Source organism: Shewanella sp. 10N.7, assembly GCF_020806285.1.
Taxonomy (GTDB): Bacteria; Pseudomonadota; Gammaproteobacteria; order Enterobacterales; family Shewanellaceae; genus Shewanella; species Shewanella electrodiphila.
On record NZ_JAJGZS010000014.1, the window covers coordinates 73024 to 98283 of the forward strand.

22 protein-coding genes are annotated in these 25260 nt (G+C 40.6%); 13 read left to right on the forward strand and 9 right to left on the reverse strand.

Annotated elements, in window-relative coordinates; all coding sequences use genetic code 11:
• Positions 1 to 111 precede the first annotated feature (111 nt).
• From LMH66_RS10640 to LMH66_RS10660, 5 genes are all read right to left on the reverse strand, one after another.
• The gene (locus LMH66_RS10640) at positions 112 to 1260 is read right to left on the reverse strand and encodes a putative sulfate/molybdate transporter (protein WP_229369944.1); all 1149 of its coding nucleotides are present in this window, start codon (positions 1258 to 1260) and stop codon (positions 112 to 114) included.
• A 407-nt stretch (positions 1261 to 1667) separates the two neighbouring features.
• A complete protein-coding gene (gene phoU / locus LMH66_RS10645) occupies positions 1668 to 2378 on the reverse strand; it encodes a phosphate signaling complex protein PhoU (RefSeq protein WP_102527083.1) in 711 nt (236 codons plus the stop codon).
• Positions 2379 to 2441: 63 nt separating this feature from the next.
• Positions 2442 to 3260 (reverse strand): phosphate ABC transporter ATP-binding protein PstB, encoded by an 819-nt coding sequence (pstB, locus tag LMH66_RS10650; RefSeq protein WP_102527084.1) that lies wholly within the window; start codon positions 3258 to 3260, stop codon positions 2442 to 2444.
• A 28-nt stretch (positions 3261 to 3288) separates the two neighbouring features.
• On the reverse strand, positions 3289 to 4947 hold the full coding sequence (pstA, locus tag LMH66_RS10655) for a phosphate ABC transporter permease PstA (RefSeq protein ID WP_102527085.1): 1659 nt from the start codon (positions 4945 to 4947) through the stop codon (positions 3289 to 3291).
• A gap of 58 nt (positions 4948 to 5005) precedes the next feature.
• On the reverse strand, positions 5006 to 7261 hold the full coding sequence (locus LMH66_RS10660; RefSeq protein WP_229369947.1) for an ABC transporter permease subunit: 2256 nt from the start codon (positions 7259 to 7261) through the stop codon (positions 5006 to 5008).
• Positions 7262 to 7519: 258 nt separating this feature from the next.
• On the opposite strand from LMH66_RS10660, the gene LMH66_RS10665 reads away from it, so the two are divergent.
• Together LMH66_RS10665 and LMH66_RS10670 are read left to right on the forward strand one after the other, a co-directional pair.
• The gene (locus LMH66_RS10665; protein WP_229369949.1) at positions 7520 to 8026 is read left to right on the forward strand and encodes a glycine cleavage system protein R; all 507 of its coding nucleotides are present in this window, start codon (positions 7520 to 7522) and stop codon (positions 8024 to 8026) included.
• 292 nt (positions 8027 to 8318) lie between these two features.
• Positions 8319 to 9137 (forward strand): DUF2797 domain-containing protein, encoded by an 819-nt coding sequence (locus LMH66_RS10670; RefSeq protein WP_229369951.1) that lies wholly within the window; start codon positions 8319 to 8321, stop codon positions 9135 to 9137.
• A gap of 90 nt (positions 9138 to 9227) precedes the next feature.
• On the opposite strand, the gene LMH66_RS10675 is transcribed toward LMH66_RS10670, so the two are convergent.
• Complete coding sequence (locus LMH66_RS10675; RefSeq protein WP_229369953.1) at positions 9228 to 9806, reverse strand: DUF4136 domain-containing protein; 579 nt, start codon at positions 9804 to 9806, stop codon at positions 9228 to 9230.
• Positions 9807 to 10125: 319 nt separating this feature from the next.
• Between LMH66_RS10675 and LMH66_RS10680 the strand changes: the two genes are divergently transcribed.
• The 3 genes from LMH66_RS10680 (at position 10126) to LMH66_RS10690 (ending at position 12624) form a co-directional block, all read left to right on the forward strand.
• Positions 10126 to 10722 carry a LysE family translocator gene (locus tag LMH66_RS10680; protein WP_229369954.1) on the forward strand — a complete coding sequence of 199 codons (597 nt, stop codon included), beginning with the start codon at positions 10126 to 10128 and terminating at the stop codon, positions 10720 to 10722.
• 51 nt (positions 10723 to 10773) lie between these two features.
• Entirely contained in the window at positions 10774 to 11325 is a 552-nt protein-coding gene (locus LMH66_RS10685; protein WP_229369955.1) for a DUF1415 domain-containing protein, read from the forward strand.
• A gap of 93 nt (positions 11326 to 11418) precedes the next feature.
• The gene (locus tag LMH66_RS10690; RefSeq protein WP_229369956.1) at positions 11419 to 12624 is read left to right on the forward strand and encodes a multidrug effflux MFS transporter; all 1206 of its coding nucleotides are present in this window, start codon (positions 11419 to 11421) and stop codon (positions 12622 to 12624) included.
• Between the two features lie 129 nt (positions 12625 to 12753).
• Here LMH66_RS10690 and LMH66_RS10695 read toward each other — a convergent pair whose 3' ends face one another.
• A complete protein-coding gene (locus LMH66_RS10695; RefSeq protein WP_102527092.1) occupies positions 12754 to 13185 on the reverse strand; it encodes a MarR family winged helix-turn-helix transcriptional regulator in 432 nt (143 codons plus the stop codon).
• Positions 13186 to 13283: 98 nt separating this feature from the next.
• Between LMH66_RS10695 and LMH66_RS10700 the strand changes: the two genes are divergently transcribed.
• From LMH66_RS10700 to LMH66_RS10710, 3 genes are read left to right on the forward strand one after another with little or no spacing between them, the layout of a single operon-like run.
• Positions 13284 to 13775, forward strand: a complete 492-nt coding sequence (locus LMH66_RS10700; RefSeq protein ID WP_229369957.1) for a DUF2798 domain-containing protein — start codon at positions 13284 to 13286, stop codon at positions 13773 to 13775.
• A 42-nt stretch (positions 13776 to 13817) separates the two neighbouring features.
• The gene (locus LMH66_RS10705; protein ID WP_102527094.1) at positions 13818 to 14129 is read left to right on the forward strand and encodes a DUF3861 domain-containing protein; all 312 of its coding nucleotides are present in this window, start codon (positions 13818 to 13820) and stop codon (positions 14127 to 14129) included.
• 51 nt (positions 14130 to 14180) lie between these two features.
• A complete protein-coding gene (locus LMH66_RS10710; protein ID WP_229369958.1) occupies positions 14181 to 15035 on the forward strand; it encodes an SDR family oxidoreductase in 855 nt (284 codons plus the stop codon).
• 112 nt (positions 15036 to 15147) lie between these two features.
• Here LMH66_RS10710 and focA read toward each other — a convergent pair whose 3' ends face one another.
• Positions 15148 to 16095 (reverse strand): formate transporter FocA, encoded by a 948-nt coding sequence (gene focA, locus LMH66_RS10715; RefSeq protein WP_229369959.1) that lies wholly within the window; start codon positions 16093 to 16095, stop codon positions 15148 to 15150.
• A 637-nt stretch (positions 16096 to 16732) separates the two neighbouring features.
• Between focA and pflB the strand changes: the two genes are divergently transcribed.
• Positions 16733 to 19015, forward strand: a complete 2283-nt coding sequence (gene pflB / locus LMH66_RS10720; protein ID WP_229369962.1) for a formate C-acetyltransferase — start codon at positions 16733 to 16735, stop codon at positions 19013 to 19015.
• A gap of 87 nt (positions 19016 to 19102) precedes the next feature.
• Positions 19103 to 19837: a pyruvate formate lyase 1-activating protein gene (gene pflA, locus LMH66_RS10725; protein WP_229369996.1), complete on the forward strand. Its 735-nt coding sequence runs from the start codon at positions 19103 to 19105 to the stop codon at positions 19835 to 19837.
• 20 nt (positions 19838 to 19857) lie between these two features.
• On the opposite strand, the gene yfbV is transcribed toward pflA, so the two are convergent.
• Positions 19858 to 20301 (reverse strand): terminus macrodomain insulation protein YfbV, encoded by a 444-nt coding sequence (gene yfbV, locus LMH66_RS10730; protein ID WP_102527098.1) that lies wholly within the window; start codon positions 20299 to 20301, stop codon positions 19858 to 19860.
• 176 nt (positions 20302 to 20477) lie between these two features.
• On the opposite strand from yfbV, the gene ackA reads away from it, so the two are divergent.
• The 3 genes from ackA (at position 20478) to LMH66_RS10745 (ending at position 25122) form a co-directional block, all read left to right on the forward strand.
• A complete protein-coding gene (ackA, locus tag LMH66_RS10735; RefSeq protein WP_229369965.1) occupies positions 20478 to 21677 on the forward strand; it encodes an acetate kinase in 1200 nt (399 codons plus the stop codon).
• A gap of 65 nt (positions 21678 to 21742) precedes the next feature.
• The gene (pta, locus tag LMH66_RS10740; RefSeq protein ID WP_102527100.1) at positions 21743 to 23887 is read left to right on the forward strand and encodes a phosphate acetyltransferase; all 2145 of its coding nucleotides are present in this window, start codon (positions 21743 to 21745) and stop codon (positions 23885 to 23887) included.
• 785 nt (positions 23888 to 24672) lie between these two features.
• Positions 24673 to 25122: a hypothetical protein gene (locus tag LMH66_RS10745; RefSeq protein WP_102527101.1), complete on the forward strand. Its 450-nt coding sequence runs from the start codon at positions 24673 to 24675 to the stop codon at positions 25120 to 25122.
• The last annotated feature ends 138 nt before the right edge of the window (positions 25123 to 25260 follow it).

Genomic DNA, 25260 nt, shown 5'->3' on the forward strand with positions numbered 1-25260 from the left:
TCATTAGTCACTTCGCATATACCCCATGACTAATTAAGCAAACATGACATTGTGATCACAGTCACGCACATAACCTACTAAGCGGCTGAACTGCTAAGCCAATAAGCAACGTCATTTTGTCTTTGGCGTGGATAGTGATTGCCATTGGTGACGTCCTAGCTCTAATACGACACCAACTGCTAAACCTGCTGCTGTATTAATCGCAAGGCAAGCTAATGCAGTGGTAAAAATTACGAATATACAAAATGGTTTGCCATCAATGAATCGTTTAGACCAGGCTAATTGGGTGCCAGCAATCGCAAGTAAGCTACCAAGCACAGCAAGTGGGATTAACGAAAGAACAGTGGCAATCCCCTGCCCCCAAAAAATAGCTATCAGCACACAAGTGGCGCCAAATATTGCTGGTGCTAACCAGGTACGCGCACCAAAATGATACTGCACAGCTAACCCGCCAGCGCCATGGCACATTGCTGCACCGCCAAATGGCGCCATTAATAAATTGGTCCAACCCGAGCTTTTTGCAAAAGCTTGTGGGGTAAACTTATCGCTATCTTCAGGAAATTTATCTTTTGCCATTGCAGAAATCGCAATCACCGCATTAGTTAAGGTGAGTGCTAATTGCGGCAAGACCAATAGTACAGCTGCCGAGCTCCATTCATAGCTCTCTGGCCAGCTAAACTGCCAAGGCGCGGCTTGGGAAAAATTAAAACTAGGGGCACTTTGACTCAGATACTGCCAAACTATGCCAAAAAAGATAACCAAGGGCATGACAATGTATTGCATTGGCATAAATCGACTTAAAAATAATGCCGCGAAAGCCAGTAAGCCTACGCCCCAAGTTTCACTCATCATAAAGCCACCCATCCACATTAACTGAATGCCAATAGCTAATTGGATGCCAATACTAATCGCGGGTGATAGTTGCTTTGCCATCCATTGAATGATGCCACTGTATGCCAATATCAGTAATATAACGCCCATTAACATTGCCGAAGCTTGTAGCATCCCAGGCGTCAGGCCTTCAGCAATGACCAGCGCACTGATGACTTTCATCGGCTGAGTTGGAATGGGCCTTCGATAATAGAATGCGCTAAAAAGCGCAAAAAAGCCAAAGCCAAGAAATATGCCTTGGGGTGAGAATTGATTAAGCGCAATCAGGCCTAATACAAGTGGAAGGAAGGTACCTAAGTCAGCGAATGCACCGCTTAACTCTCCTGAAAGTTTGTTGACGTTATTTAAGCTATGGGTCTTACATCTCATATATCTTGCCGCAGGGATTGGATATATAAAGATAGCAATTTAAATGCCAATTATTTCTGTGATCGAATTCAAAAAATATCGTGGTGTTAGTGACTTACAAAAAATAGTGCGACAAAGTGACTCAATTTAAATATTCAGACAAGGTCATTTTGTCCAACTCTAACTGTATTTTATTTTGCTTTGGGTATGTGCTTGTTGCTTAAGATTTCTTATTGGAGGTTTTCTGCTTGAGGTTTACTGCAGATGTTTAGAGCGGCTGTTTAGGGTTATTGATTAGGGCTTGTGTTTAGGGCTGTTGCTTAGTGCTTTTGTTTAGGTTTAGGTTTAGGTTTAGGTTTAGGTTTAGGCTTAACCGACAAAAAAGCCCCTAATTTTCATTAAGGGCTTTGAGATGCAAACCAATCAGTTTACATGTTTAAATCTTTTTCCATGTCTTCATAAGAAGTATGGCGAACATCCTTACCTTTCACGAAGAAGATAATGTACTCACAGATATTCTTACAGCGGTCACCGACACGTTCAACCGCACGAGCAGCCCAAAGTACGTCTAATACCGCTGGAATAGAGCGAGGATCTTCCATCATGTAAGTCATTAGCTGACGGATAATACCTTCATATTCTTTGTCTAGCTTAGCATCTTCTTTATGCAGCTCAAGTGCATTGTCAGCATCCATACGCGCTAGCGCATCAAGTGTTGCATGGAGTGTGCGTGTTGCATGACGCCCCATGTTTTCAATGCTCACAAGTAATGGCTGTTGATTATTTAAACGCTTATCTAAAGCAGCCTTTGCAATACGTACACAAGCATCGCCAATACGTTCTAGATCAGTAATGGTTTTGCCAATCGTAATAATTAAACGTAAATCACTGGCAGCAGGTTGGCGCTTAGCAATAATACGGGTACATTCTTCATCAATAGACACTTCCATGCCATTGACTCTGTGATCGCCGTCAATCACCTTTTGCGCAAGCTCTGCGTCAAGTGATGCAAGTGCATCAAGTGACTCTTCAAGCTGACGCTCAACTAAACCGCCCATAGCTAAAACACGGTTACGGATATCTTCTAATTCAGCATTAAACTGACCAGAAATATGCTTATTTAAACTTTTGTTTTCCATTACTGTATCAACCTTTATTCTTTAAAATATTGACCGAAGTCTCGGCTATTAATGCCTGTACTTTTAGCCGTAACGACCCGTAATGTAATCTTCTGTCTTACGTTTTTTTGGCGTCGTAAAGATAGTATTGGTATCAGCGTACTCAATTAACTCGCCCATGTACATGAAGGCAGTTTGATCAGATACACGCGCAGCTTGTTGCATGTTGTGCGTAACGATAACCACTGTGTACTTTGATTTTAGCTCAGTAATTAGCTCTTCAATCGTTAATGTTGAAATTGGATCCAATGCTGATGTTGGTTCATCAAGTAACAAAACTTCTGGTTCAATAGCAATTGCACGGGCAATCACTAGACGTTGTTGCTGACCACCAGATAAACCAAAGGCGTTATCATGTAAACGGTCTTTCACTTCATCCCAAATTGCCGCGCCGCGCAGTGAACGTTCAGCTGCTTCGTCAAGTTCACGACGATTACTTACACCTTGTAAACGTAGCCCGTAAACCACATTTTCATAAATTGACTTAGGAAACGGGTTAGGACGCTGGAACACCATACCAACATTACGACGAAGAGCAGCAACGTCGACTTGCTTGTCATAAATATTTTGACCGTGAAGTAAAATCTCACCACTTGTATGACAGGTTTCAACTAAGTCATTCATACGGTTAATACAACGTAATAATGTTGACTTACCACAACCACTTGGGCCAATAAATGCTGTCACTTGGTTTTTCGGGATTTTCATGCTCACATCGAATAGAGCTTGTTTATCACCATAACGTAAATCTAAGTTACGAATTTCTAGCGCAGTATCTTGTGCAGGTAGGTTAGCTAAATCGACAACTTCAGATTTAATAGCGCTTTGATCAATAGAAATCATTTTTCTTTTTTCCTCAGGATATCGCTAATTAATGTTCTAGCGAACGGAATTTTTCACGTAAGTGATTACGTACACTAATAGCTGTTAAATTAAGTGTCACAATCACAGATACTAATAAGAATGAAGTAGCGTAAACCAGTGGTCTAGCCGCTTCTACGTTAGGACTTTGGAAGCCAACGTCGTAAATATGGAAACCTAAATGCATAAACTTACGTTCTAAATGGATAAACGGGAAGTTCATATCTATCGGTAACGTCGGTGCAAGTTTTACCACACCCACTAACATCAATGGCGCGACTTCACCCGCTGCGCGAGCTACAGCCAAAATAAGGCCTGTCATAATCGCAGGACTTGCCATTGGAATAATAATGCGCCATAAGGTTTCAAACTTTGTCGCACCTAACGCTAAACTGCCTTGACGAACTGCACTTGGGATACGGCTTAAGCCTTCCTCAGTAGATACAATCACAACTGGCAATGTCAAAATAGCTAAGGTCAGTGCAGACCAAATCACACCTGGCGAACCAAATGTCGGTGCAGGTAATGCTTCAGGATAAAATAGCTGATCTAACGAGCCACCAAGCATATAAACAAAGAAGCCTAAACCAAACACACCGTATACGATAGATGGCACACCCGCTAAGTTAATCACCGCAATACGGATCATCTTAGTAATTGGGCCCTTTTTAGCATATTCATGTAAGTAAATCGCGGCAATCACACCAAATGGCGTCACAATCACAGCCATCAGCATCACCATGAACACGGTACCAAAGATAGCTGGGAATACCCCACCTTCAGTATTCGCTTCACGTGGGTCGTGGCTAACAAAGCGACCTATTCCCACAAACCAATGAACCACTTTATCAAAGCTGTTCATGCGGTTGACATAACTCACATCTAAGACTGAATCTAGCTTTAAGGTAACTTCTTCACCGCGCATATCACGGATAATGACAGAATCTCTCGCTGCTTCATCACGCAATGCAAACAAGTCTTTTTCCATCACTAAGTAGTCTTGGTTTAACTGCTCAGCTTGTGCGTCTAAATCTGCTTTTAGTTCAGGGGTTAACTTGCCATCTAACTCTAATCCACGCTCTTTTAAGCGAAGACGTTCTAGCGCATAGTTAACTGAACCAATTTCAGACTTTTGTAGTTTAAGCGCTTGCTCACCGATATCAACAGAACGTTCAATATGTTCTTCTAATGACGTTTCGATTTGCTCGCCATCAAGCGATAAACGTTGGCCATCTTCGATAACAGCAACAGGGTAACCATAAAAATTACCATTTTTAGTTCGCTCAAACATCGCTATATCTTCAGGCTTTTCACGACTAACAATGTCAGTTGCTAAAATCCAGCGGAAATCTAAGCCTACAAACTCACGATTACCTGTTTTCACAAGGTAGCGAGTGACAAACTCACCCGGATGTTCATTAAACTTGTGACCCGCTGAGATTAAGCGTTCAGTGGGCACTTCTTCACGGTCGTAGATCTCGCCTATTAGCGTTGATTTAACTCCATTGTTATCTTCAAGTTGCCATTGATAAATGTCAGCAGGCCAGAAGTAACTTAAGCCACGCCAAGCAATTAATAACAACAAACCCAGTACTGCAATCAAACTGATACTTACTGCACCACCAGTCATCCATATCCATGGAGATCCTGATTTAACCCACTTACCCATTGCTCGAACCTCTCAAAGCGATTGGCGAAATATTAACTATTGTTTTCATCTTCATTCCTTAAAGTGAGCTGTAACGTTCACGTAGACGTTGACGTACCACTTCTGCAATGGTGTTAAAGACAAAGGTAAATACAAACAAAACGAATGCAGCAAGGAACAATACGCGGTAATGCGAACTACCAATGGCTGATTCAGGCATTTCGACAGCAATGTTCGCGGCTAAGGTACGCATACCCTCAAACACACTCCACTCAAGGATTGCTGTATTACCCGTTGCCATTAATACAATCATGGTTTCACCTACTGCTCGCCCTAACCCCATCATCACTGCAGAGAAAATACCTGGGCTTGCTGTTAATAAAACCACCCGTGTTAATGTCTGCCAGTTCGTTGCACCTAGTGCTAATGAACCATTTGATAGATGACGTGGCACTGAGAAAATCGCATCTTCAGCAATCGAGAAAATCGTTGGAATCACCGCAAAGCCCATCGCAATACCGACAACAAACGCGTTACGTTGGTCGAAAGTAATCCCTAGCTCATTAGTAATAAATTGACGGGTGTTACCATCAAAGAAGGCGATTTCAATCACTGGGCTGATTTCAAATGAGAACCAACCTACAAACAAAATCACTGGGATCAACATGATCTCTTGATATGTTTCAGGTAAACGCTGCTTCCATTTAGCTGGTAACTTGCTCCAAGTAAATGCGCTGAGCAAGATACTGGTTGGCAGTAATGTCAGTAACACTAATATCCCAGGTAAATGGTCTTCGATTAATGGGGCTAACCATAAACCCGCTAAGAAACCTAAAATTACTGTTGGCAATGCTTCCATAATTTCAATGGTAGGCTTAACAACACTACGCACTTTCGGTGCCATAAAGTAAGCCGTGTAAATCGCACCTGCGATAGCAATTGGCACAGCAAATAACATGGCGTAAAAAGCCGCTTTCATGGTGCCGAATGCTAAAGGCATTAAGCTTAGTTTTGCTTCAAAATCATCAGAACCAGATGTTGACTGCCAAACGTACTGTGGCTCAGGGTAACCTTCATACCAAACTTTCTGCCACAATGCGCTCCATGACACTTCAGGATGGTCATTGTCGACAGCAAAAATATTCAGGCTGTTATTCGCTTCAACGATTAATGCATTTGAGCGAGGGCTGAAGGCCATTTCACCGGGTTGTGCAATATTGAATGTTTCAGTAAATAAGTTACGTTGACTGGTGGTATACAGTAGCGATAGTTCGCCCTCTGCACTGACAACAGCAAAGCTCTTACGATAAAATTCTGTGGCAATGGTTTGCACAGGCGAGTCAATTTCGAAGTCACGAATTTTCTGGTACAAACGACCGTTGCGGCTACTTACCTGAAAATACTGGCTAATTGTGCCATCTTCATAATTAACTAATACCGAGCTCGCACCCGCTAATAAACTGACGTTAGATACCTTATTGCTGCCATCTTTTACATCAATCACTTGCAGCAAACTTGGCGTATCAGTATCGCGGATGCTGTAGATAAATATTTTACCTGACGTCGGTAAGATCAATTGGCGATGGTCTGGCGTCATTAATGCAGTGAAAGCCTCTTTTGGTGCATCTTCAATCACCGCTAAATCTGAATACCATTCAATTTCTTCGGTCATCATGTTTTCTTCGCCCTCAAGGCGATTCAATTTCCATGCACCGTCATTATCTTGATACGCAAAGCCAATACGACTATCGATATAATCAAACACCAAATTGTTCAATGGTTGACCTTCGTCGACCATTATCGGTGTTTCACCAAGTGGATAACGTAAACGAGGCGTAATTGTGCGGACGTTGTCTGGATAAGTCACGCCAAAATCAACACCTACAACCAATGCTTCTCCTGAGCTTAACCCCAGTGCAAAACGTTGTTCATTCGGTTTTGCTTTAGTACTACTTACCACGGTTGCACCCGCTGGTAGAGGAGGATTAAAACTTTGGATTAGTTGTTTACTTGCAACTGAATAAAAATCAACTTGTCCATCAATTGTCACGCGATAAGCGATTTCATTCTGCTCATCACTACCGACCATTAATGTTGCTACATCCGTATTTTGATAGCTAATGGTTGAAACAGGCTCAACATCTGCACCATCAAAAATAGGTTTGATAACATACAATAAGTAAAAGAAAATCAACAATAAAGCGACAAAAACCATGGTACCACCCACAGTTACTCCGACTTCAGCTGCCTTATCCGTAAATGCTCTTCGATTCGTACGTCTGCTGACAAGCAAACTTTTCGTCTCAGAACCAGGCTGACTTACCTGACTTTCCATTCAGAACCTCTATAATTAATCGTCAGCGAAATTTCGCTATGATTGTTTAATCCGCTGTGTTACTAAATAAATAGCTGTTTTATTTACCTAAACTGACTGTTTTTCATTCCCAAGCGAATCGCTGGTTTAAAAAGTTGCAGTTTAGCGAGCTTATATGACATTTTTTGGATGCCAATTTTAATTGGCTGAATTATATGACGTAAATATGACAGTAGTGTTACAGCAGATTTATTTGTTAATAATTTGGGAGTTTCAATTATGCTGCGTTATCTCGTCACCTTGCAAGCCCCTGATAGAAAAGGACTAGTTGAGCAAATAGCAAATGTTATAAGTCGTCACAATGGTAATTGGCTTGATTCAGAAATGCGTCATATAGATGGTATCTTTGCCGCTATATTACAGTTAGAAGTTTCTGCATTAAAATGGGACGCCTTACTAGAAGCATTAGAGTGTATTGACGGACTTAATTGCACTTATTGTAAAACAGGCCATATAGCACAGCCAATCAAACGCTTAAGCTTTAATCTAGTTGCTTATGATCGCGAAGGCTTAGTACTTGAAATATCTAATAAAATAAACGCTCTTGGTATTAACATTGAGCAATTTAGTAGCCAACAGGAAACAGCAAGCCACAGCGGTATTGCCCTCTTCAGAGCAACTATGGGCCTAGGCTTATCTGATCCTAGCCAAGAAGAACAGTTAACAGAATCACTTTATGAACTGGGTGATGATGTTGTATTAGATAAACTGAGTAAAAGCGCATAAAGCTTGCATTATCTGATGCGCAAACACGACTAATATTCTGCTCAGCCATTCATCATCAAGCTATATCACCAGCGTATTGGCCAATGCATTCGCTGGTGTTATAAGCATGATTCCAACCGCTTTACCCTCTACTCACTTCTATACAACCTCGTCTATAGACAAACTTAAAGTTTCATATAAGTGTCATAAACATCAACTGCACTTAACGGCTTATTCAATCTAAAAAACCGTTTAAATATCCCTACAATCATCTGTTAGACTAAGCTCAAATGATAAAAACAATGAGTAAATGATGTTAGGAACGCTATCAAAAATGCGCACTCAGCTTGATGAGCAGAATGAAGTGCAATACAAACTGCCTGTGGGCGATGAAACCATTGACCTTAACCCTTTGATTGGTCAATCACTGACACTAACTCACACGGGCAATATCTTTTGTTGTAGTTGCGGTAAAAAGACCAAAAAAAGTTATTCTCAAGGCCATTGCTACGTTTGCATGTCTAAGCTTGCCAGCTGTGATTTATGCATCATGAAGCCTGAAACTTGCCACTTTGATAAGGGGACTTGCCGCGAACCTGAATGGGCTCAAACTCACTGTTTTGTTCCTCATTATGTTTACCTATCAAATACCTCAGGGATCAAGGTTGGTATCACCCGCTACACTCAAATTCCAACGCGTTGGATAGATCAAGGCGCAACCCAGGGCTTACCTATCTTTAAAGTTTCCACTCGCCAGCTCTCTGGTTTAGTGGAAGTTGAGTTAGCTAAACTGATCAACGATAAAACGAATTGGCAAGCCATGCTCAAAGGCAATAATGAGGATGTGGATCTCATCGAGATGGCGAATCAATTAATCCCAGTTATTGAAGAGCGCTTATTAGAAATTAAGCAGCAGAACCCAGATTTTGTCATTGAACGTTTGGATAACTCAATTCAAGGAATTAAATTCCCAATCACTGAGTTCCCTAAAAAAGTGAAATCACATAACTTTGATAAAACGCCAGAAGTCACTGGTATTTTGCAAGGAATTAAAGGCCAATACCTGATCTTTGATACTGGTGTCATTAACATTCGCAAGTTTGGTTCTTATGAAGTGGATGTTACTGTCTAGCACAAGTCAGTAGATGCTAAAAAGGCCGTTGATAACAATCAACGGCCTTTTTATTTTGTAGCATGAAACCAGATGATTTACCCGACAACATTACATAATATGATTCGGGATTGAATTAAGCATCATCGAAGTGAGTTTATCAAAACGTTGTTCTCTAACTTCAACTGGTCTATCGGTATCAGTAAAGCCTTGAGCTAGGACCTTCCACACTGGTTGAATACTATTGGGATTGAATAACGCCACCAGCACAGAGCCTTTTTCATAATCGTCATCAACGCCTTTGGTAGATAAGCCTGCCACTAATCCCGCGCGTTTCATAATTTCTTTATCACTGATTTCTGACTCTAATGCCATACCAAAGCCCAATATAAGACTTGGAGACTGATCAGCCGCCACATAATGATAACCCTTAGCATTCATTATTTTAGTAATCGATTGACGCATATGTCTGACTAACTCAGCATCATCTATCTTATTTGCACTATGGACAGTAAACATCGTTGGATGCCAACTAAAGGTTTTAGCATGTTCTGAAATCATGCCTAAATCACCTGAAGTCACCATAGTAATGCGACTTGGGACAGGATCGATTATTGTTTCATTACTTGCACAACCGCTTATTAATACGGCAACTAAGCTTATCCATAAACACCATTGTTTATTTATCATTTATCCGTTAATCCTATAATCAGAAACTGGCAAGTACCGCACAGGCAAGCACAATCGGTATAAAGCGCGAACTCTCGCATCAAAATTAATTTAACATATGAACCCTAACCTAACCTGACTCAAATTTAATAACAACAAATCCGAATATTTAAAGTATATTTTAGACACTTGAGAACAAATATTAAAAACACTTCCAACCACTTCGCCACATTTGTAACTCAGCAAAATCGATATAAATGCACTTTTTGCTTGTTCACTATGGGATAACGGCTAAAATGCAGGCCTGATAAAAAATTTCCGATGAAGAAAAACTCAATTTATGGAACTCGTCATTACCATTGCATTATTTGCCTTTTCTGCAGGTATTACTCCTGGTCCAAACAACATAATGTTGATGACTTCAGGGGTCAATTTTGGTGTAAAAAGCAGTATTCCACACTTATTGGGCATTATTGTTGGTTTCCCGAGTATGGTACTTGCTATAGGACTTGGTCTTAGTGCTGTGTTTCAAGCTTACCCTGTCGCTCACCAAGTCATTAAAGTAGCCGGTATTATCTATTTACTGTATCTGTCTTGGTTAATTGCCAATAGCTCAAGTAATTTAGAAGGCAAGAAAACAGTCAAACCGTTTAACTTTTTTCAAGCTGCCGCGTTTCAATGGGTTAACCCAAAAGGCTGGATAATGGCCGTGGGCGCTATCGCGACATTTACTAACATTCAGCAGCCGTTGGCACCACAAATTATCACCATTGCAGTGGTGTTTTTCTTTGTCGCACTCCCTTGCGCGTCCATTTGGTTAAGTTTTGGGATTGGACTGAAAAAATTACTTAAAAATGCTCGTCAGCAACGCATCTTTAATATCAGCATGGCATTATTATTAGTGCTATCCATCATACCTATGGTGCTACCTAATTAACGCGTCGCCAAATTGTCATCAATATATCAAGAGTAACCAGCAGGAAGTCAGATGTCAGAATTAACCGAATACCACATTGAAACGGCAAACTGGGTCAGTAAAGTGATCATGAAATATAATATTTGCCCGTTTGCCCGCCGCGAAGTCGAGCGCAACAGTATTCGTTATTTTTGCAGTGAGCAGACCAAAGTCAAACAAGTAATGAAAGACTTTCTCAGCGAGTGTCAGTTTTTAGACAACAATCCAGACGTTGAAACCACATTGTTTATCATGCCTCGTGGCTTTGAAGGGTTTTACAGTTATCTTGATATCGTTGACTTAGCTAATGACAAATTATTTGAACATGAATATGAAGGGGTTTATCAACTGGCAAGCTTTCACCCTGACTACTGTTTTGAAGGCGAACCACAAGATAGTGCTGCTAATTACACTAATCGCTCACCTTATCCAACAATTCATATTATTCGCGAAGCCAGTATGGAAGCAGCACTAGCAGAATATGATGAACCCGAAACCATTCCTGAGCGCAATATTACTTTTGCTGAGCGAAAAGGCAGTGATTTTTTTACTGCATTATTAAAACAATGTCAGGTCAATAAATAACAGACATAGGTAGCAGATATAGATTACAACGATAAACCTATAGAGAATGAGTCAAAGTAAGTAATCGGTGCAGTTCAACTTAAGAGTATCAAATTGAAAAATCCACAATCGATACTGGGTCGAACCGGTATGCTATTTTTTCTCGTCATTATTAGCGCATTTCCGCCATTGACTATTGACTTGTATTTACCTGCTTTGCCCACCATGGTTGAGGCGTTAAACACTAATCAATCTATGGTCAACTTAACCCTGAGTAGTTACTTTGTCACCTATGCCACGGGTCTACTTTTTTGGGGACCGCTAAGTGAAAAGTTCGGTAGAAAACCCATTTTACTCATCGGTATCTGTGGTTACATTCTTGCGAGTATTGGTTGTGCGCTTTCAGCTAATATTGAACAACTTATTGGTGTTAGAGTCTTACAGGCATTTGCAGCCAGTGCTGTCACTGTGGTTGCCACTGCCATTGTTAAAGACAGTTTTACAGGTCGTGAGCGCGAGAAAATCATGGCCACCATCATGTCTTTAGTGATCATCGCCCCCATGGTTGCGCCAGTGATAGGCGCTTTTTTGCTACAAATAGCCTCATGGCGGATGATGTTCGTAGTGCTCGCCATATATGGCACGTTTGCAGCAATATTAGCCCTGTGTTACCAGGAAACCTTAGAGAAAAAATATGTTGGCTCAGTGCTTCGCTCTTGGGGAAGACTGGCTGTGATAATTAAAAACCCGAGATTTGCTATTTTATTAGTGGTCTTTTCGATGACATCAATGGCATTAATGGGGTTTTTAGCAGCGGGTTCTTACATCTATATAAATGACTTTGGTCTCACTGAGCAGCAATTTAGCTATGCATTTGCCTTTAACGCTATGTGCGCCGCATTCGGGCCAATGATTTATATGCACTTGTCACGCTATATCACTGTAAAAAGAATCATTACCCTGTGCTTTATTTTACTTACTATCGCTGGTGTATTAACTCTCAGTATCGGTCATATGTCAGCATTAACTTTTGCGGTAATTGCGGCCCCTGCAACTGTGGCCATTATTACCATGAGAGTACCAGGTACTAACTTAATGCTAGAGCAACAAACTCAGGACACTGGCTCTGCAGTCGCCCTGATCCAATTCAGTAGCATGATGAGTGGTGCCTTGGGGATGGTTTTAGTCTCATTAAGCCAAGCATCTTTAATTAGCAACTTAGGCATAATCCAACTCAGTGTCGGTTTACTCGGTGCTACTTTATGGATAGTTATCAAGAACAAACCCTTCGTTACTGATAACTTAATAAATAAACATTAAACAAGTTTAGCCGATTTAGTGCTGAGCACTTCATCGGCTAAATTCATCGATTAATTCTTGAGTTAACTCAAGAATTAGCTCGCGTTTATATCAAGATTTATATCAAAGTTTCATTGGTAATTGTTTGGCTTAAGGATTTGATGACAAATTTTCAGCCATTTTTGCAGCTATATTTTCGAACAACGCAAGCTCCTCTTCTGTAATTCCATTTGTCATTTGCTCATGTATTTTTTTATCTATTAGAGCAATATCCTCCATTATCAACTGGCTTTTTTCAGTTAAGCGTAAACATTGGCTGCGTTTATCTTCTGGATTAGGCTCTTTGACAATTAATTCTTGCGCTATTAATCCATTCAATAGTCGAGTGACTTGAGCTTTGTCACGATTTAAAAACTGCGCAATGTCTATTGCAGTACAGGGGATTTTTTTATTAATCACCTTAAGTACCCGCACATTCATCGGCGCCATATCTAGATTAAGTTTCTCAATATTATTATGTAATTGACGCTTTAAGCCATGTACCAATTGAAACAAGCTTTCTAAGGATTTTCGATCTTGCATAAATTTGCTCCGAATAAATTAGTTGACTTTATCAACTAAACCTTTATGGTTGACATTATCAACCATAATGATGATTTTTTCAAGGTAGGAGTTACACAATGAACAATCAAACATCCATAACGTCGACCCTCGTCGATGAAAGTAAAACCCCTGTCTCTGTAAAAGTTCTGACAGTGTTAGGCATGATGACACTAATGGGTGGCACAATAACGGGGGTCATGACCTATATTAATCTCGGATATAGCAGCATTTTTTTCAATCAGTGGTTAAGTGCTTTTTTACTCGCGACGGTAACTGTCATGCCTGCTGGTTTTATATTGATGACAGCATTGACAAAATTTGCTGAAAAGTTTCTACCTAAATTGGATAAGAAGTTTCAAAACATACTGATAGGTATCGCCATGGCGCTGATTATGGAATCAGGTTTAGCGCTATCGACGACCATCAATAACATCGGGATGACTGACCTTAATCAATTATTTTCAACTTGGTTTAATACAGTCACTGCCGCCCTACCATTTGCAGTAGCAATGATGCTGCTCGTGTCACTCACCATTAAACCTAAGGTCGAAGCTTTATTGAAAAGCTAAACAACCGTTACTTCATTGTCATATCAACATAAGGAATTCCCCATGAGTTCAATTATCCGCAAAAATCATCAATACCGTATTACCATTGAAGAAATCAACCTACCAGCACAACAAACTGGTCAGCAATTGGATTTTGAATTACAAGATAGAGAAGACTTGTTTAATGTCGTTAAAAACTTGCAAAAAGGAAGCGGCCTCGAAACATCGCTGGCGACCAAAGTTGCTGTTTCACTGCGTTTACTCGGACCTATAATGATGGAAAATAGAAAGCATCCATTATTTGTCGATTTTATGCCGCATTTTAAAGCTTTTATGCATAACCTTAAAAGCACAGTAAAAAGCGCCATCAAATAATCAAGCCAGACGTTACCGAAACACTCAACTTATATCTTTAGGAGCCAATCTATGAACATCGCTATTACTGCAGCAAGCGGACAATTAGGCAGCGCAATTGTTAACGCACTTTTAGATATCAATCCTAAAGAAAACATCATTGCTTTAGCGCGAACTCCTGAAAATGCTAAAGCCTTAGGTGTTGAAGTGCGTTCTGGAGATTACAATAACTCGGCGCAATTAGCCCAATCACTACAAACTGTAGACGTATTACTATTGGTATCAGGGATGGATGCACCAGATAAGCGAATACAGCAGCACCGTAATGTCATTCATGCTGCAAAAACAGCAGGCGTAAAAAAGATTGTGTACACCAGTGTTCAAGGTGCTGAAGAAAATACTGCTTTCTCACCTGTGATACAAAGTAACCGTCAGACAGAGCAAGACATTCCTGAAAGCGGTGTAGACTGGGTCATTGGCCGCAATGGGATCTATATTGAACCCGATATTGAATATATAGACAGCTACAAAAAATCAGGTGAGATTGCCAATTGCGCTAATAACGGAAAATGCGGTTACACCACTCGCAGCGAACTTGCCTACGCCTATGCCCGAATGCTTACCGAGAGTAAACACAATGGGCAAACATATAATCTCCATGGTGAATCAATGAGCCAATACCAACTGGCTGATTATATGAATCTAGCCTTTGGCACCTCATTGATTTACACCCCAATGACGGTTGAAGAATATCAGCAAGATAGAGTGGCAGAGTTGGGTGACTTTATTGGGACTGTTATTGCGGGGATTTATCAAGGTATTCTTGAAGGTAAAGCAGATAATCCAAGTCATTTTAATCTAGCTGCAGGCAGAGCGCACATCGGCTGGGATAAATACTTTACCGACTTGAAGCAAAGTTTGGCTTAATTTAGCGTGCTATACAAAGTACTGATTGAACCAATAACAACGCCCTGCAATTGCAGGGCGTTATAATCAATGTAAGTTTTTTATTTACGAATGCTGAATAATGTCATAAAGCTTACTTCTTTCTTGCTTCTTGCTCACCCACTAAAGAAGCATTGCTAGCCCCTTCTGAGCCAATAACGAGTTTATCTTGCTGGACTAACCAAAAACCTAAGCCAACAAATACACCGCCACCGACAATATTGCCCAAAGTAACAGGAATGAGATTATTAAATACAAAGTTTGCCAAGGTTAAATCGGCATACTGCTGTGGGTTAATATTTAACCCAAGATAAAAGCTCTCAGGTGCAAAAGCGTGAATCGCGACACCTAAGGGAACCATAAACATATTAGCAATACTATGCTCAAAACCACTACTGACAAACATAGCTACCGGTAGAATCATCAAAAAAGATTTAGTTAACAGATCTTTAGTGGCAAATGTCATCCACACTGCTAAACACACGAGCATGTTGCATAAAATCCCCAAAGTGAATGCTTGCAGCCAAGTATGATGAATTTTATGTTGGGCAATATTCAAAGCGTTTACCCCCCATTGTCCACCATTGAGCTCAAACATCCGCGACATCATAATCAACAACACCATAATCAATGCGCCAACTAAGTTCCCCGCGTATACACGTGCCCAGCACTGCAACTGCGTCGACGTTTTAATTTGTTTTTGTGCCCAAGGTATAGAGGTTAATACCGTACTGGTAAATAGCTCCGCACCGCATACCACAACAAGAATAAGACCTAAACTAAACGCAATACCGCCGATGAAACGCGTCATACCCCAACCATCGGTACTGCCCGTGGTCACAGTGACATAAAATACAAATGCAATGGCAATAAAGGCACCGGCAAATATCGACAAAATAAACGACTGCCAAGGACTTTTAGCCACCTTTGCTAAACCAAACTTTTCAGCTTGTTCATAAGTTGTTGGCGCTGGCGACTTATTTGTTAACTCGGTCGTTGAATTCGCCGAACTCTGGCGCTCTTCACCGGTTAATTTCTGCATATAAACCTCAAAACTTTTAACACTAAAATAGGATTAACAAAGTAAATCGCTTGTGCTATTTACCTAAACAAACTTGCGCTACAGACTTGAACTGAATCACTGCTTTATAACGCCATTTATAAATCATACAAATAAATTGGTAATACCAAGATTTTTCATATGAACTTGGCTAAGCACTTTCTTATATCTGCTAAGTTTTCGCTAATAAATGATCAGCTTATCTAAAAGATGCTATAAAACAGTATAGCAAAGCTATATAGCGATAAGAAGGCAACACAAAGCTAGCTAACAATAAGCTGCAAGAGTAGTGACTAATGAGTGATTAAAAAACTTTTTGCGCAAAAAGTGTTAGCCAGATAACATTTTTGTCCATATCTTATTCGATTTTGATTTAATTAAGTGAAGTTGCATAAAACCTATGCTAATATTCTTTAGGTAAATTGGTCTTACCAATTTACATTTGATGAATTATTCGCTTCTACAGTAACGATTTTATTGTAAAAGCTAACAGATTAGATGCCCTATCAATTATCCATTTATAGGGGTCTCAATTTTTTGATATGCCAATTGGTTGTAACAGTTATCCACTACCATCATATGGCACATCAGCAGTCAATTAACGAGAAGGTAAATTACCATGACCGATAAAACAGAATTATTTGCAAACGCTTGGCAAGGTTTTGAAGCTGGCGATTGGAAAACTGAAGTTAATGTTCGTGACTTTATTCAGAAAAACTACACACCTTATGAAGGTGATGAGTCTTTCCTAGCAGGTGCTACTCAAGCTACTGAAACACTTTGGGAAAAAGTGATGGTCGGTATCAAGCAAGAGAACAGCACTCACGCTCCTGTTGATTTCGACACTAAAATGGTTTCAACCATTACTTCTCATGCTGCTGGTTACATCAACAAAGATTTAGAGACTATCGTTGGTTTACAAACTGACGCGCCGCTTAAACGTGCAATGCTACCTAATGGTGGTATTCGTATGGTTGAAGGGTCTTGTAAAGCATACGACCGCGTATTAGACGAAGATGTTAAGTACACTTACTCTGAATTACGTAAAACCCATAACCAAGGTGTATTCGATGTTTATACCCCTGAAATTATGGCATGTCGTAAATCAGGTATCTTAACGGGTTTACCTGATGCATACGGCCGTGGTCGTATCATTGGTGATTACCGTCGTATCGCGCTTTACGGTATCGATTACCTAATGCAAGATAAATTCGCTCAGTTCTCTTCTTTGCAAGCAGGTTTTGAAGCTGGCGAAGATTTATCAAGCACTATGCAACTTCGTGAAGAAATTGCTGAGCAACATCGTTCATTAGGTCAAATGAAGAAAATGGCAGCAAAATATGGCTGTGATATTTCTTTACCGGCAACGAATGCTAAAGAAGCAATTCAGTGGACTTACTTCGGTTACCTTGCTGCAGTTAAAAGCCAAAATGGCGCGGCAATGTCATTAGGCCGTACTTCATCATTCCTTGATATCTTCATCGAACGAGACATCGCTAACGGCGTTATCACGGAAGAACAAGCGCAAGAAATGGTTGACCATTTCGTGATGAAATTACGTATGGTTCGTTTCCTACGTACTCCTGAATACGATGAGTTATTCTCTGGCGACCCAATCTGGGCAACTGAATCAGTTGCAGGTATGGGTTTAGATGGCCGTACTTTAGTGACTAAGAACAGCTTCCGTTTCTTACACACTTTATACAACATGGGCCCAAGCCCTGAGCCAAACATTACTGTTTTATGGTCGAATGCTTTACCACAGGGTTTTAAAAACTTCTGTGCCAAAGTGTCTATCGATACAAGCTCAATCCAGTACGAAAACGATGACTTAATGCGTCCAGATTTCGAATCAGACGATTACGCAATCGCTTGTTGTGTCAGCCCTATGATTGTAGGTAAACACATGCAGTTCTTCGGTGCTCGCGCTAACTTAGCGAAAACCATGCTTTACGCTATCAATGGTGGCGTAGATGAAAAAATGAAGACACAAATTGCACCCGTTGCTGACAAAATCACTTCAGAAGTATTGGAGTTTGATGATGTGATGGGTCGTTTAGACGGCTTAATGGATTGGTTAGCGACACAATATGTGACAGCACTTAACTCTATCCATTACATGCATGACAAATATTCTTATGAAGCAGCGTTAATGGCACTTCATGATCGTGATGTTCGTCGTACTATGGCATGTGGTATCGCTGGTCTGTCAATTGCTGCCGATTCATTATCTGCAATCAAATACGGTACGGTTAAGCCAATCCGTGACGAAGACGGTATTGCAATCGACTTTGATATTTCAGGTGACTACCCGAAATTTGGTAACAATGACCCACGCGTAGATGACATTGCTTGTGACTTAGTTGAGCGTTTCATGGCTAAGATCCGTAACAAGAAAATGTACCGCAATGCGATTCCAACACAGTCAATCTTAACCATCACTTCTAACGTTGTTTATGGTAAGAAAACAGGTACAACACCTGATGGTCGTCCAGCTGGTGCACCATTTGCTCCAGGTGCAAACCCAATGCATGGCCGTGACGAAAACGGTGCTATCGCTTCACTGACTTCAGTAGCGAAACTACCATTTGCTCACGCTCAAGATGGTATTTCATACACTTTCTCTATCGTGCCAAATGCGTTAGGTAAAGATGAGACTGGACGTCGTTCTAACCTTGCATCGCTAATGGATGGTTACTTCATGAGTAACGCTAACAGCGAAGGTGGTCAGCACTTAAACGTTAACGTTATGAACCGTGAAATGCTTGAAGATGCGATTGTGAACCCTGAAAAGTACCCACAATTAACCATTCGAGTCTCAGGTTACGCTGTACGTTTCAACGCGCTAACACCTGAACAGCAACAAGATGTAATTACTCGTACTTTCACTAAAGGCTTGTAATACTTCTTAAAATTGGTTGTACTAATATACCGTTATGTTCATCCATAACATTTAGTACAACCATTTTTTTTTTGCTTGTTTGGAGACATCATGACCACAGGTCGTATCCACTCTATTGAATCTTTTGGCACCGTTGACGGTCCTGGTATCCGCTATGTCGCGTTTATGCAGGGATGTTTAATGAAATGCCAATACTGCCATAATCGCGACACTTGGGATTTAGACGGCGGTAAGGAAGTCACTGTTGATGAGCTCATGGGGCAAATCATCAGTTACAAACCTTTTCTACAATCTGGTGGCGTCACAGCAACAGGTGGAGAAGCCATTCTCCAAGCTGAATTTGTGACAGAACTTTTCAAAGCCTGCAAAGAAAATGATCTCCATACTTGCCTTGATACTAATGGTTTTGTACGTAAATACACTCCGGTGATTGACGAGTTACTCGATAATACCGATTTAGTGTTACTGGACATTAAACAAATGGATGATGCCAAGCACATCGATTTAACCAAGGTCAGCAATCAGCGCACGTTGCAATTCGCAGAATATTTAGCCAAACGTAACCAAAAGACCTGGGTAAGATATGTCGTTGTAGATGGCTTTACTGAAGATCTCGTTTCTGCGAAAGCATTGGCCGACTTTATTGAACCAATGAAGAATGTTGAAAAGGTAGAGTTACTGCCATACCACCAACTCGGCACCCACAAATGGGAAGCATTTGGTGAGACTTACTCATTAACTGATACCAAACCACCTAGTAAAGAAACCATGGAATCCATAAAGGCTGTATTCACTGAGCGCGGTATAAAAGCTGACTATTGATAAATTAACCGAAACAGAGATTAAAGCTGTTCCCAGTAACTTTTATCTAAACGTTCAAACGCCGTTTTTAAAATAAGCGCCATATCTAAATAACACGCTTTAGCCCCTAAAGGTTGGCAAGTTATGCCCATGGAACTCATTTTGGTGGTTAATTGGTTGGTCCAATCAAACAGTGTTATTGGTAAAGGGTGTTTAGCTCGTAAACCTAGCCATAACAAGCCTTGAATAGGCAAACTGATAAAGAATAACAGTATCGCAATCGCCTGAGGCAGAAACGCCCAGCCATTGACATACACTTGGCTAATTGCAGCCAAGATAGCGAAAAATGGCATCAACATAATGCCAAGATGGGTTGCCCTAACAACGCGGTATTCAGGGAAATAAAACCCAAGTTGTCGAACCATAGGCCAAGCTTTCATATAACGACGACCGTCACCTATGATTTTGAACACTTTTACGCTCAACGTTACGCCCTATAAGATTTGAAATATATATGCACCATAGCACACAGCGATAATTAGCCCCAAATTTACGGTAAATTTATCGGTTGTTTAGTCATTAATTAACTATGATTGATAGTTGAAATAACACATTTCACGTCAATTTAAACTTTGCACGACTCAGACGAAAAGGTCTCAACATGTCACAAAAACTCGTACTAGTACTCAACTGCGGTAGCTCATCTTTAAAATTCGCTGTGATTGATGCTGTTTCAGGTGATGATCACATATCAGGACTTGCTGAATGCTTCGGTTTAGAAGATTCACGCATCAAATGGAAAGTTAACGGCGCAAAAAATGAAGCCAAACTTGGCGCATTTACCGCTCACCGTGAAGCTGTTGAATACATAGTTAACAATATTCTTGCTGACCAGCCAGAATTAGCGGCTCAAATTGAAGCAATCGGTCACCGTATCGTTCACGGTGGCGAGAAGTACTCTCGTTCTGTGATCATTAACGAAGATGTCATTACAGGTATTGAAGATTGTGCTTCATTAGCACCGCTTCATAACCCTGCGCATTTAATCGGTATTCGTGCTGCAATGGCTTCGTTCCCGGCTCTGCCGCAGGTCGCCGTGTTTGATACTGCATTCCACCAAACCATGCCTGAGCACGCTTATATTTACGCACTACCTTATAAGCTATACCGTGAACATGGTATTCGTCGCTACGGTATGCACGGTACAAGCCATTTATTTGTTAGCCGTGAAGCGGCTAAAGTACTTAACCAAGACACAGCTGATACTAATGTAATTGTTGCCCATTTAGGTAATGGCGCTTCTGTTACTGCAGTTAAAGGCGGTAAGAGTGTTGATACTTCTATGGGATTAACCCCACTAGAAGGTTTGGTTATGGGCACACGTTGTGGTGACATGGACCCTTCAATTATCTATCACTTAGTTAACCAACTCGGTTATACCATTGATGAAGTAAACAACCTATTAAACAAACAAAGTGGTTTGTTAGGTATATCTGAACTGACTAATGATTGTCGCGGCATTGAAGACGGCTATAAGGATGGTCATAAAGGCGCAACCTTAGCATTAGAAATCTTCTGCTACCGTTTAGCGAAATACATTGCTTCTTACACAGTGCCTTTAGGACGTTTAGATGCAGTGGTATTTACTGGTGGTATCGGTGAAAACTCTGACATTATTCGTGCAAAAGTATTAGAAATGCTAGCTATCTTTAACTTCAACGTGAACGAAGAGAAAAACCTAGCAGCACGTTTCGGTAAAGACGGCATTATTACAGAAGAAGGCAGCACAGTCGCGATGGTTATCCCAACTAATGAAGAATGGGTTATCGCTGAAGATGCAATTAAGTTAATCAAAGCTTAATCACCATTGCCAATTCGTAACAGCCTGCCAAGCAGGCTTTACTTACGCTAAATTTAGAGGTCTTTATGTCTCGTAATATTATGTTAATCCCAATTGGTACTGGTGTAGGTTTAACCTCACTAAGTCTTGGGATGGTGCGCGCGCTTGAACGCAAAGGCGTTAAAGTTCAGTTCTTCAAACCAATTGCACAAATTCGCAATGGTGATAACGGCCCAGAACGTTCAACCACTATTTTAAGCCATTCGCCGACTGTTAATCCGCTTGAGCCATTTTCAATGGAACATGCTGAGAACTTAATTCGTTCTGAGCAAATCGACGTATTAATGGAGCAAATTATTGCTCGTGCAAGCGAATGTGCAGCCAACACTGAAACGATTGTGATTGAAGGTTTAGTACCGACTCGCACTCACCCTTTCTCTGACGATATCAATTTTGAAATAGCTAAAGCACTTGATGCCGATGTGATTTTCATTGCCACACCAGGTAACGACTCTCCTAACGGGCTAATGAACCGATTAGAGATCGCTTACAACTCATGGGGTGGTCACAAAAACAAACGTCTTATTGGTTCAATTATCAATAAAATTGGTGCACCTGTTGACGATGAAGGACGTGCTCGTCCTGATCTTTCTGAAGTATTTGATCACGCTGAAGCATCAACTAATGATACGTCTGCAATGTTCCAGCTTCCAGGTAAAAGCCCACTGCGTATTCTAGGTAGTGTGCCATATAACCTCGATTTGGTTTCACCTCGCGCATCTGATTTAGCTAAGCATTTAAATGCTAAAATCATCAATGCTGGTGAAATGAATACTCGTCGTCTGCGTAAAGTGACCTTTTGTGCTCGTAGTATTCCAAACATGGTCACGCACATTCGAACAAACTCTTTACTGGTTACCTCTGGTGATCGTTCTGATGTGATTGTGTCAGCTTGTCTTGCTGCAATGAATGGCGTGAAAATTGGCGCACTTTTATTAACCGGTGGTTACGAGCCTGAGCCTGAAATCATGGCCTTATGTGAACGCGCTTTTGAAACAGGTTTACCTGTATTCTTAATCGACAGTAACACTTGGCAAACCTCGCTTAATATTCAACGTTTTGATCATGAAGTACCTGTCGATGATGCTGTTCGCATTGATAGCGTTCAAGAATATGTCGCAAGTCATATTGACCAAAGCTGGATTGAAAGCGTGACTCAAAACTCACCACGCGAGCACCGATTATCACCACCAGCATTTAGATATAAGTTAACTGAGCTTGCTCGCGCAGCAAAGAAAACCATTGTATTGCCTGAAGGTGAAGAACCTAGAACCATTAAAGCTGCATCTATTTGTGCTGAACGTGGCATTGCCCGTTGTGTACTGTTAGGTAACGTTGAAGAAATTTTACGTATCGCTTCATCTCAAGATGTCGTGTTAGGTGAAGGCGTACAAATTATCGATCCTCTAGAGGCTCGAGGTCGTTACGTTGAAGGTATGTTGGAGTTACGTCGCCACAAAGGGCTAACTGAAGTTGTTGCTAAAGAGCAATTAGAAGACAACATGGTACTAGGTACTATGATGCTTGCTCAAGACGAAGTTGATGGCATTGTCTCTGGCGCGGTAAACACCACTGCCAACACGATTCGTCCACCACTACAACTGATTAAAACCGCACCTGGTTCAAGCTTAGTATCATCAATTTTCTTCATGCTAATGCCTGATCAAGTTTTGGTTTACGGCGACTGTGCAATTAACCCAGATCCAAACCCAGATCAACTAGCCGATATTGCGATTCAATCAGCAGAATCTGCAGCGGCATTTGGTATTGAACCACGTGTTGCTATGATCAGTTACTCAACGGGTACTTCTGGTACGGGTTCTGATGTTGATAAAGTACGTGAAGCCACTCGAATCGCGAAAGAGAAGCGCCCTGACTTAATCATCGACGGCCCTTTGCAATACGATGCAGCTGTAATGGAGAATGTCGCTCGCTCTAAAGCACCAGACAGTCCTGTAGCAGGTAAAGCCACAGTATTTGTATTCCCAGACTTAAACACGGGTAACACAACTTACAAAGCGGTTCAGCGTAGTGCAGATCTCATCAGTATTGGCCCAATGCTGCAAGGTATGCGCAAGCCAGTAAACGATTTATCACGTGGCGCTTTAGTCGATGATATCGTTTATACGATTGCATTGACGGCTATACAAGCCGCTCAAAATGAGCAGTAAAAGCTAGTTAACTACCCAGCTCCATAAAATGGAAGCCTGGGAAAACAAAAAAAGCACTCTCGTTAACATGTGAGTGCTTTTTTATTGTCTTTGATTCAGGCTGATTATAAAGAAGCTAAACCTAACAAGTTAAAGGCCAAAAACGAGAGTTAACAACTAGAGATTAGAGAATAGAGAATAGAGAGCTAACCTATTATGCAATTCACCAAATTGATTCTCATCTTAATAAACCACTTTCAATTCAAAAGAACACTTCTCATTCCTACAAACCAACAGTCATTTCAATAAGCTTTTATCAGCAAATAGGCATTCAGCCGCAGAGTTTGGGTCAAAAAAGTTTCATCATACTTGGGATAAATATCACGTTATTAAACTGAGTTAATAATGGTATTTCAGAAAGTAGTTTTAATATAATAGCAAGGGGGAAAGAGGATAAAAAAGAAGAAATATTGAGATAATCTTAAAAACTTACACAAGTAAACTGAAGGGTGTTATTTTTTAACCACCCCTTAAACTTGTTAAATATTATAATCTTACAAACACGGCTAATAGTATTCAACAAAGTTGTCCACAGATTTTGTGGATAACCCAAAGTTATCCACCAAACTTTATCAGCAAGTCAGGAATGGATAATAATACTTATTTTATAACTATTATTAAGGTATGACATGTCTGCTTTTATCAGTCAAGATATTTATACAAAATTTGCAAAATCTAGTTTGAAACTTGTTTCTAGCTTCTGAAATAGCGATACTGGCTTATCACGTAGAAACAGCAATAAAATCATGCATAAATATTTTGTCATCTTCAGCTTATTACTCATAACGGCTTGCTCTCCAGCAGAAGACAGTCAACAAGGCAGATTGGAAAAAGCCTTAAGTCCTGAACAGGTCTCCATTGGTTTTTTTACTGCAATCTATGTTGAGCGTGATATAGAGAAAGCCAAAGTCTATGTAAGCCAAGAACTCAAAGATATCATGTCTCATTACCATATCGCTTCTGCGGTACAGCGGCATGTACTCGGTTTGTCTATGACTGACGTCAATATGAGTATTGATGATATCGATATTGACTTCTTTCGAAAATTCACCGACGAGGTTGATGTAAAGGTAAAGATGGAGGGTTTACGTGGTGGTAGCCCTTGGGTAGATGACCGCACCATTAAGCTGGTAAAAAATGGCAAACGTTGGACGATAGTTGAAGTATTAACTGAGAAAGGTCGTATAGACCTATAACATGCACTAGCTTTCATATCGCGTTACTATGACAACAAGAAGCATTAATAAATGTCATTATTTAGAAATCGTCACAGATAGAACACCGAAGGTTTTAACTGTAAACAATCAAATTTTAAGCATAAAAAAAGCAGCTAG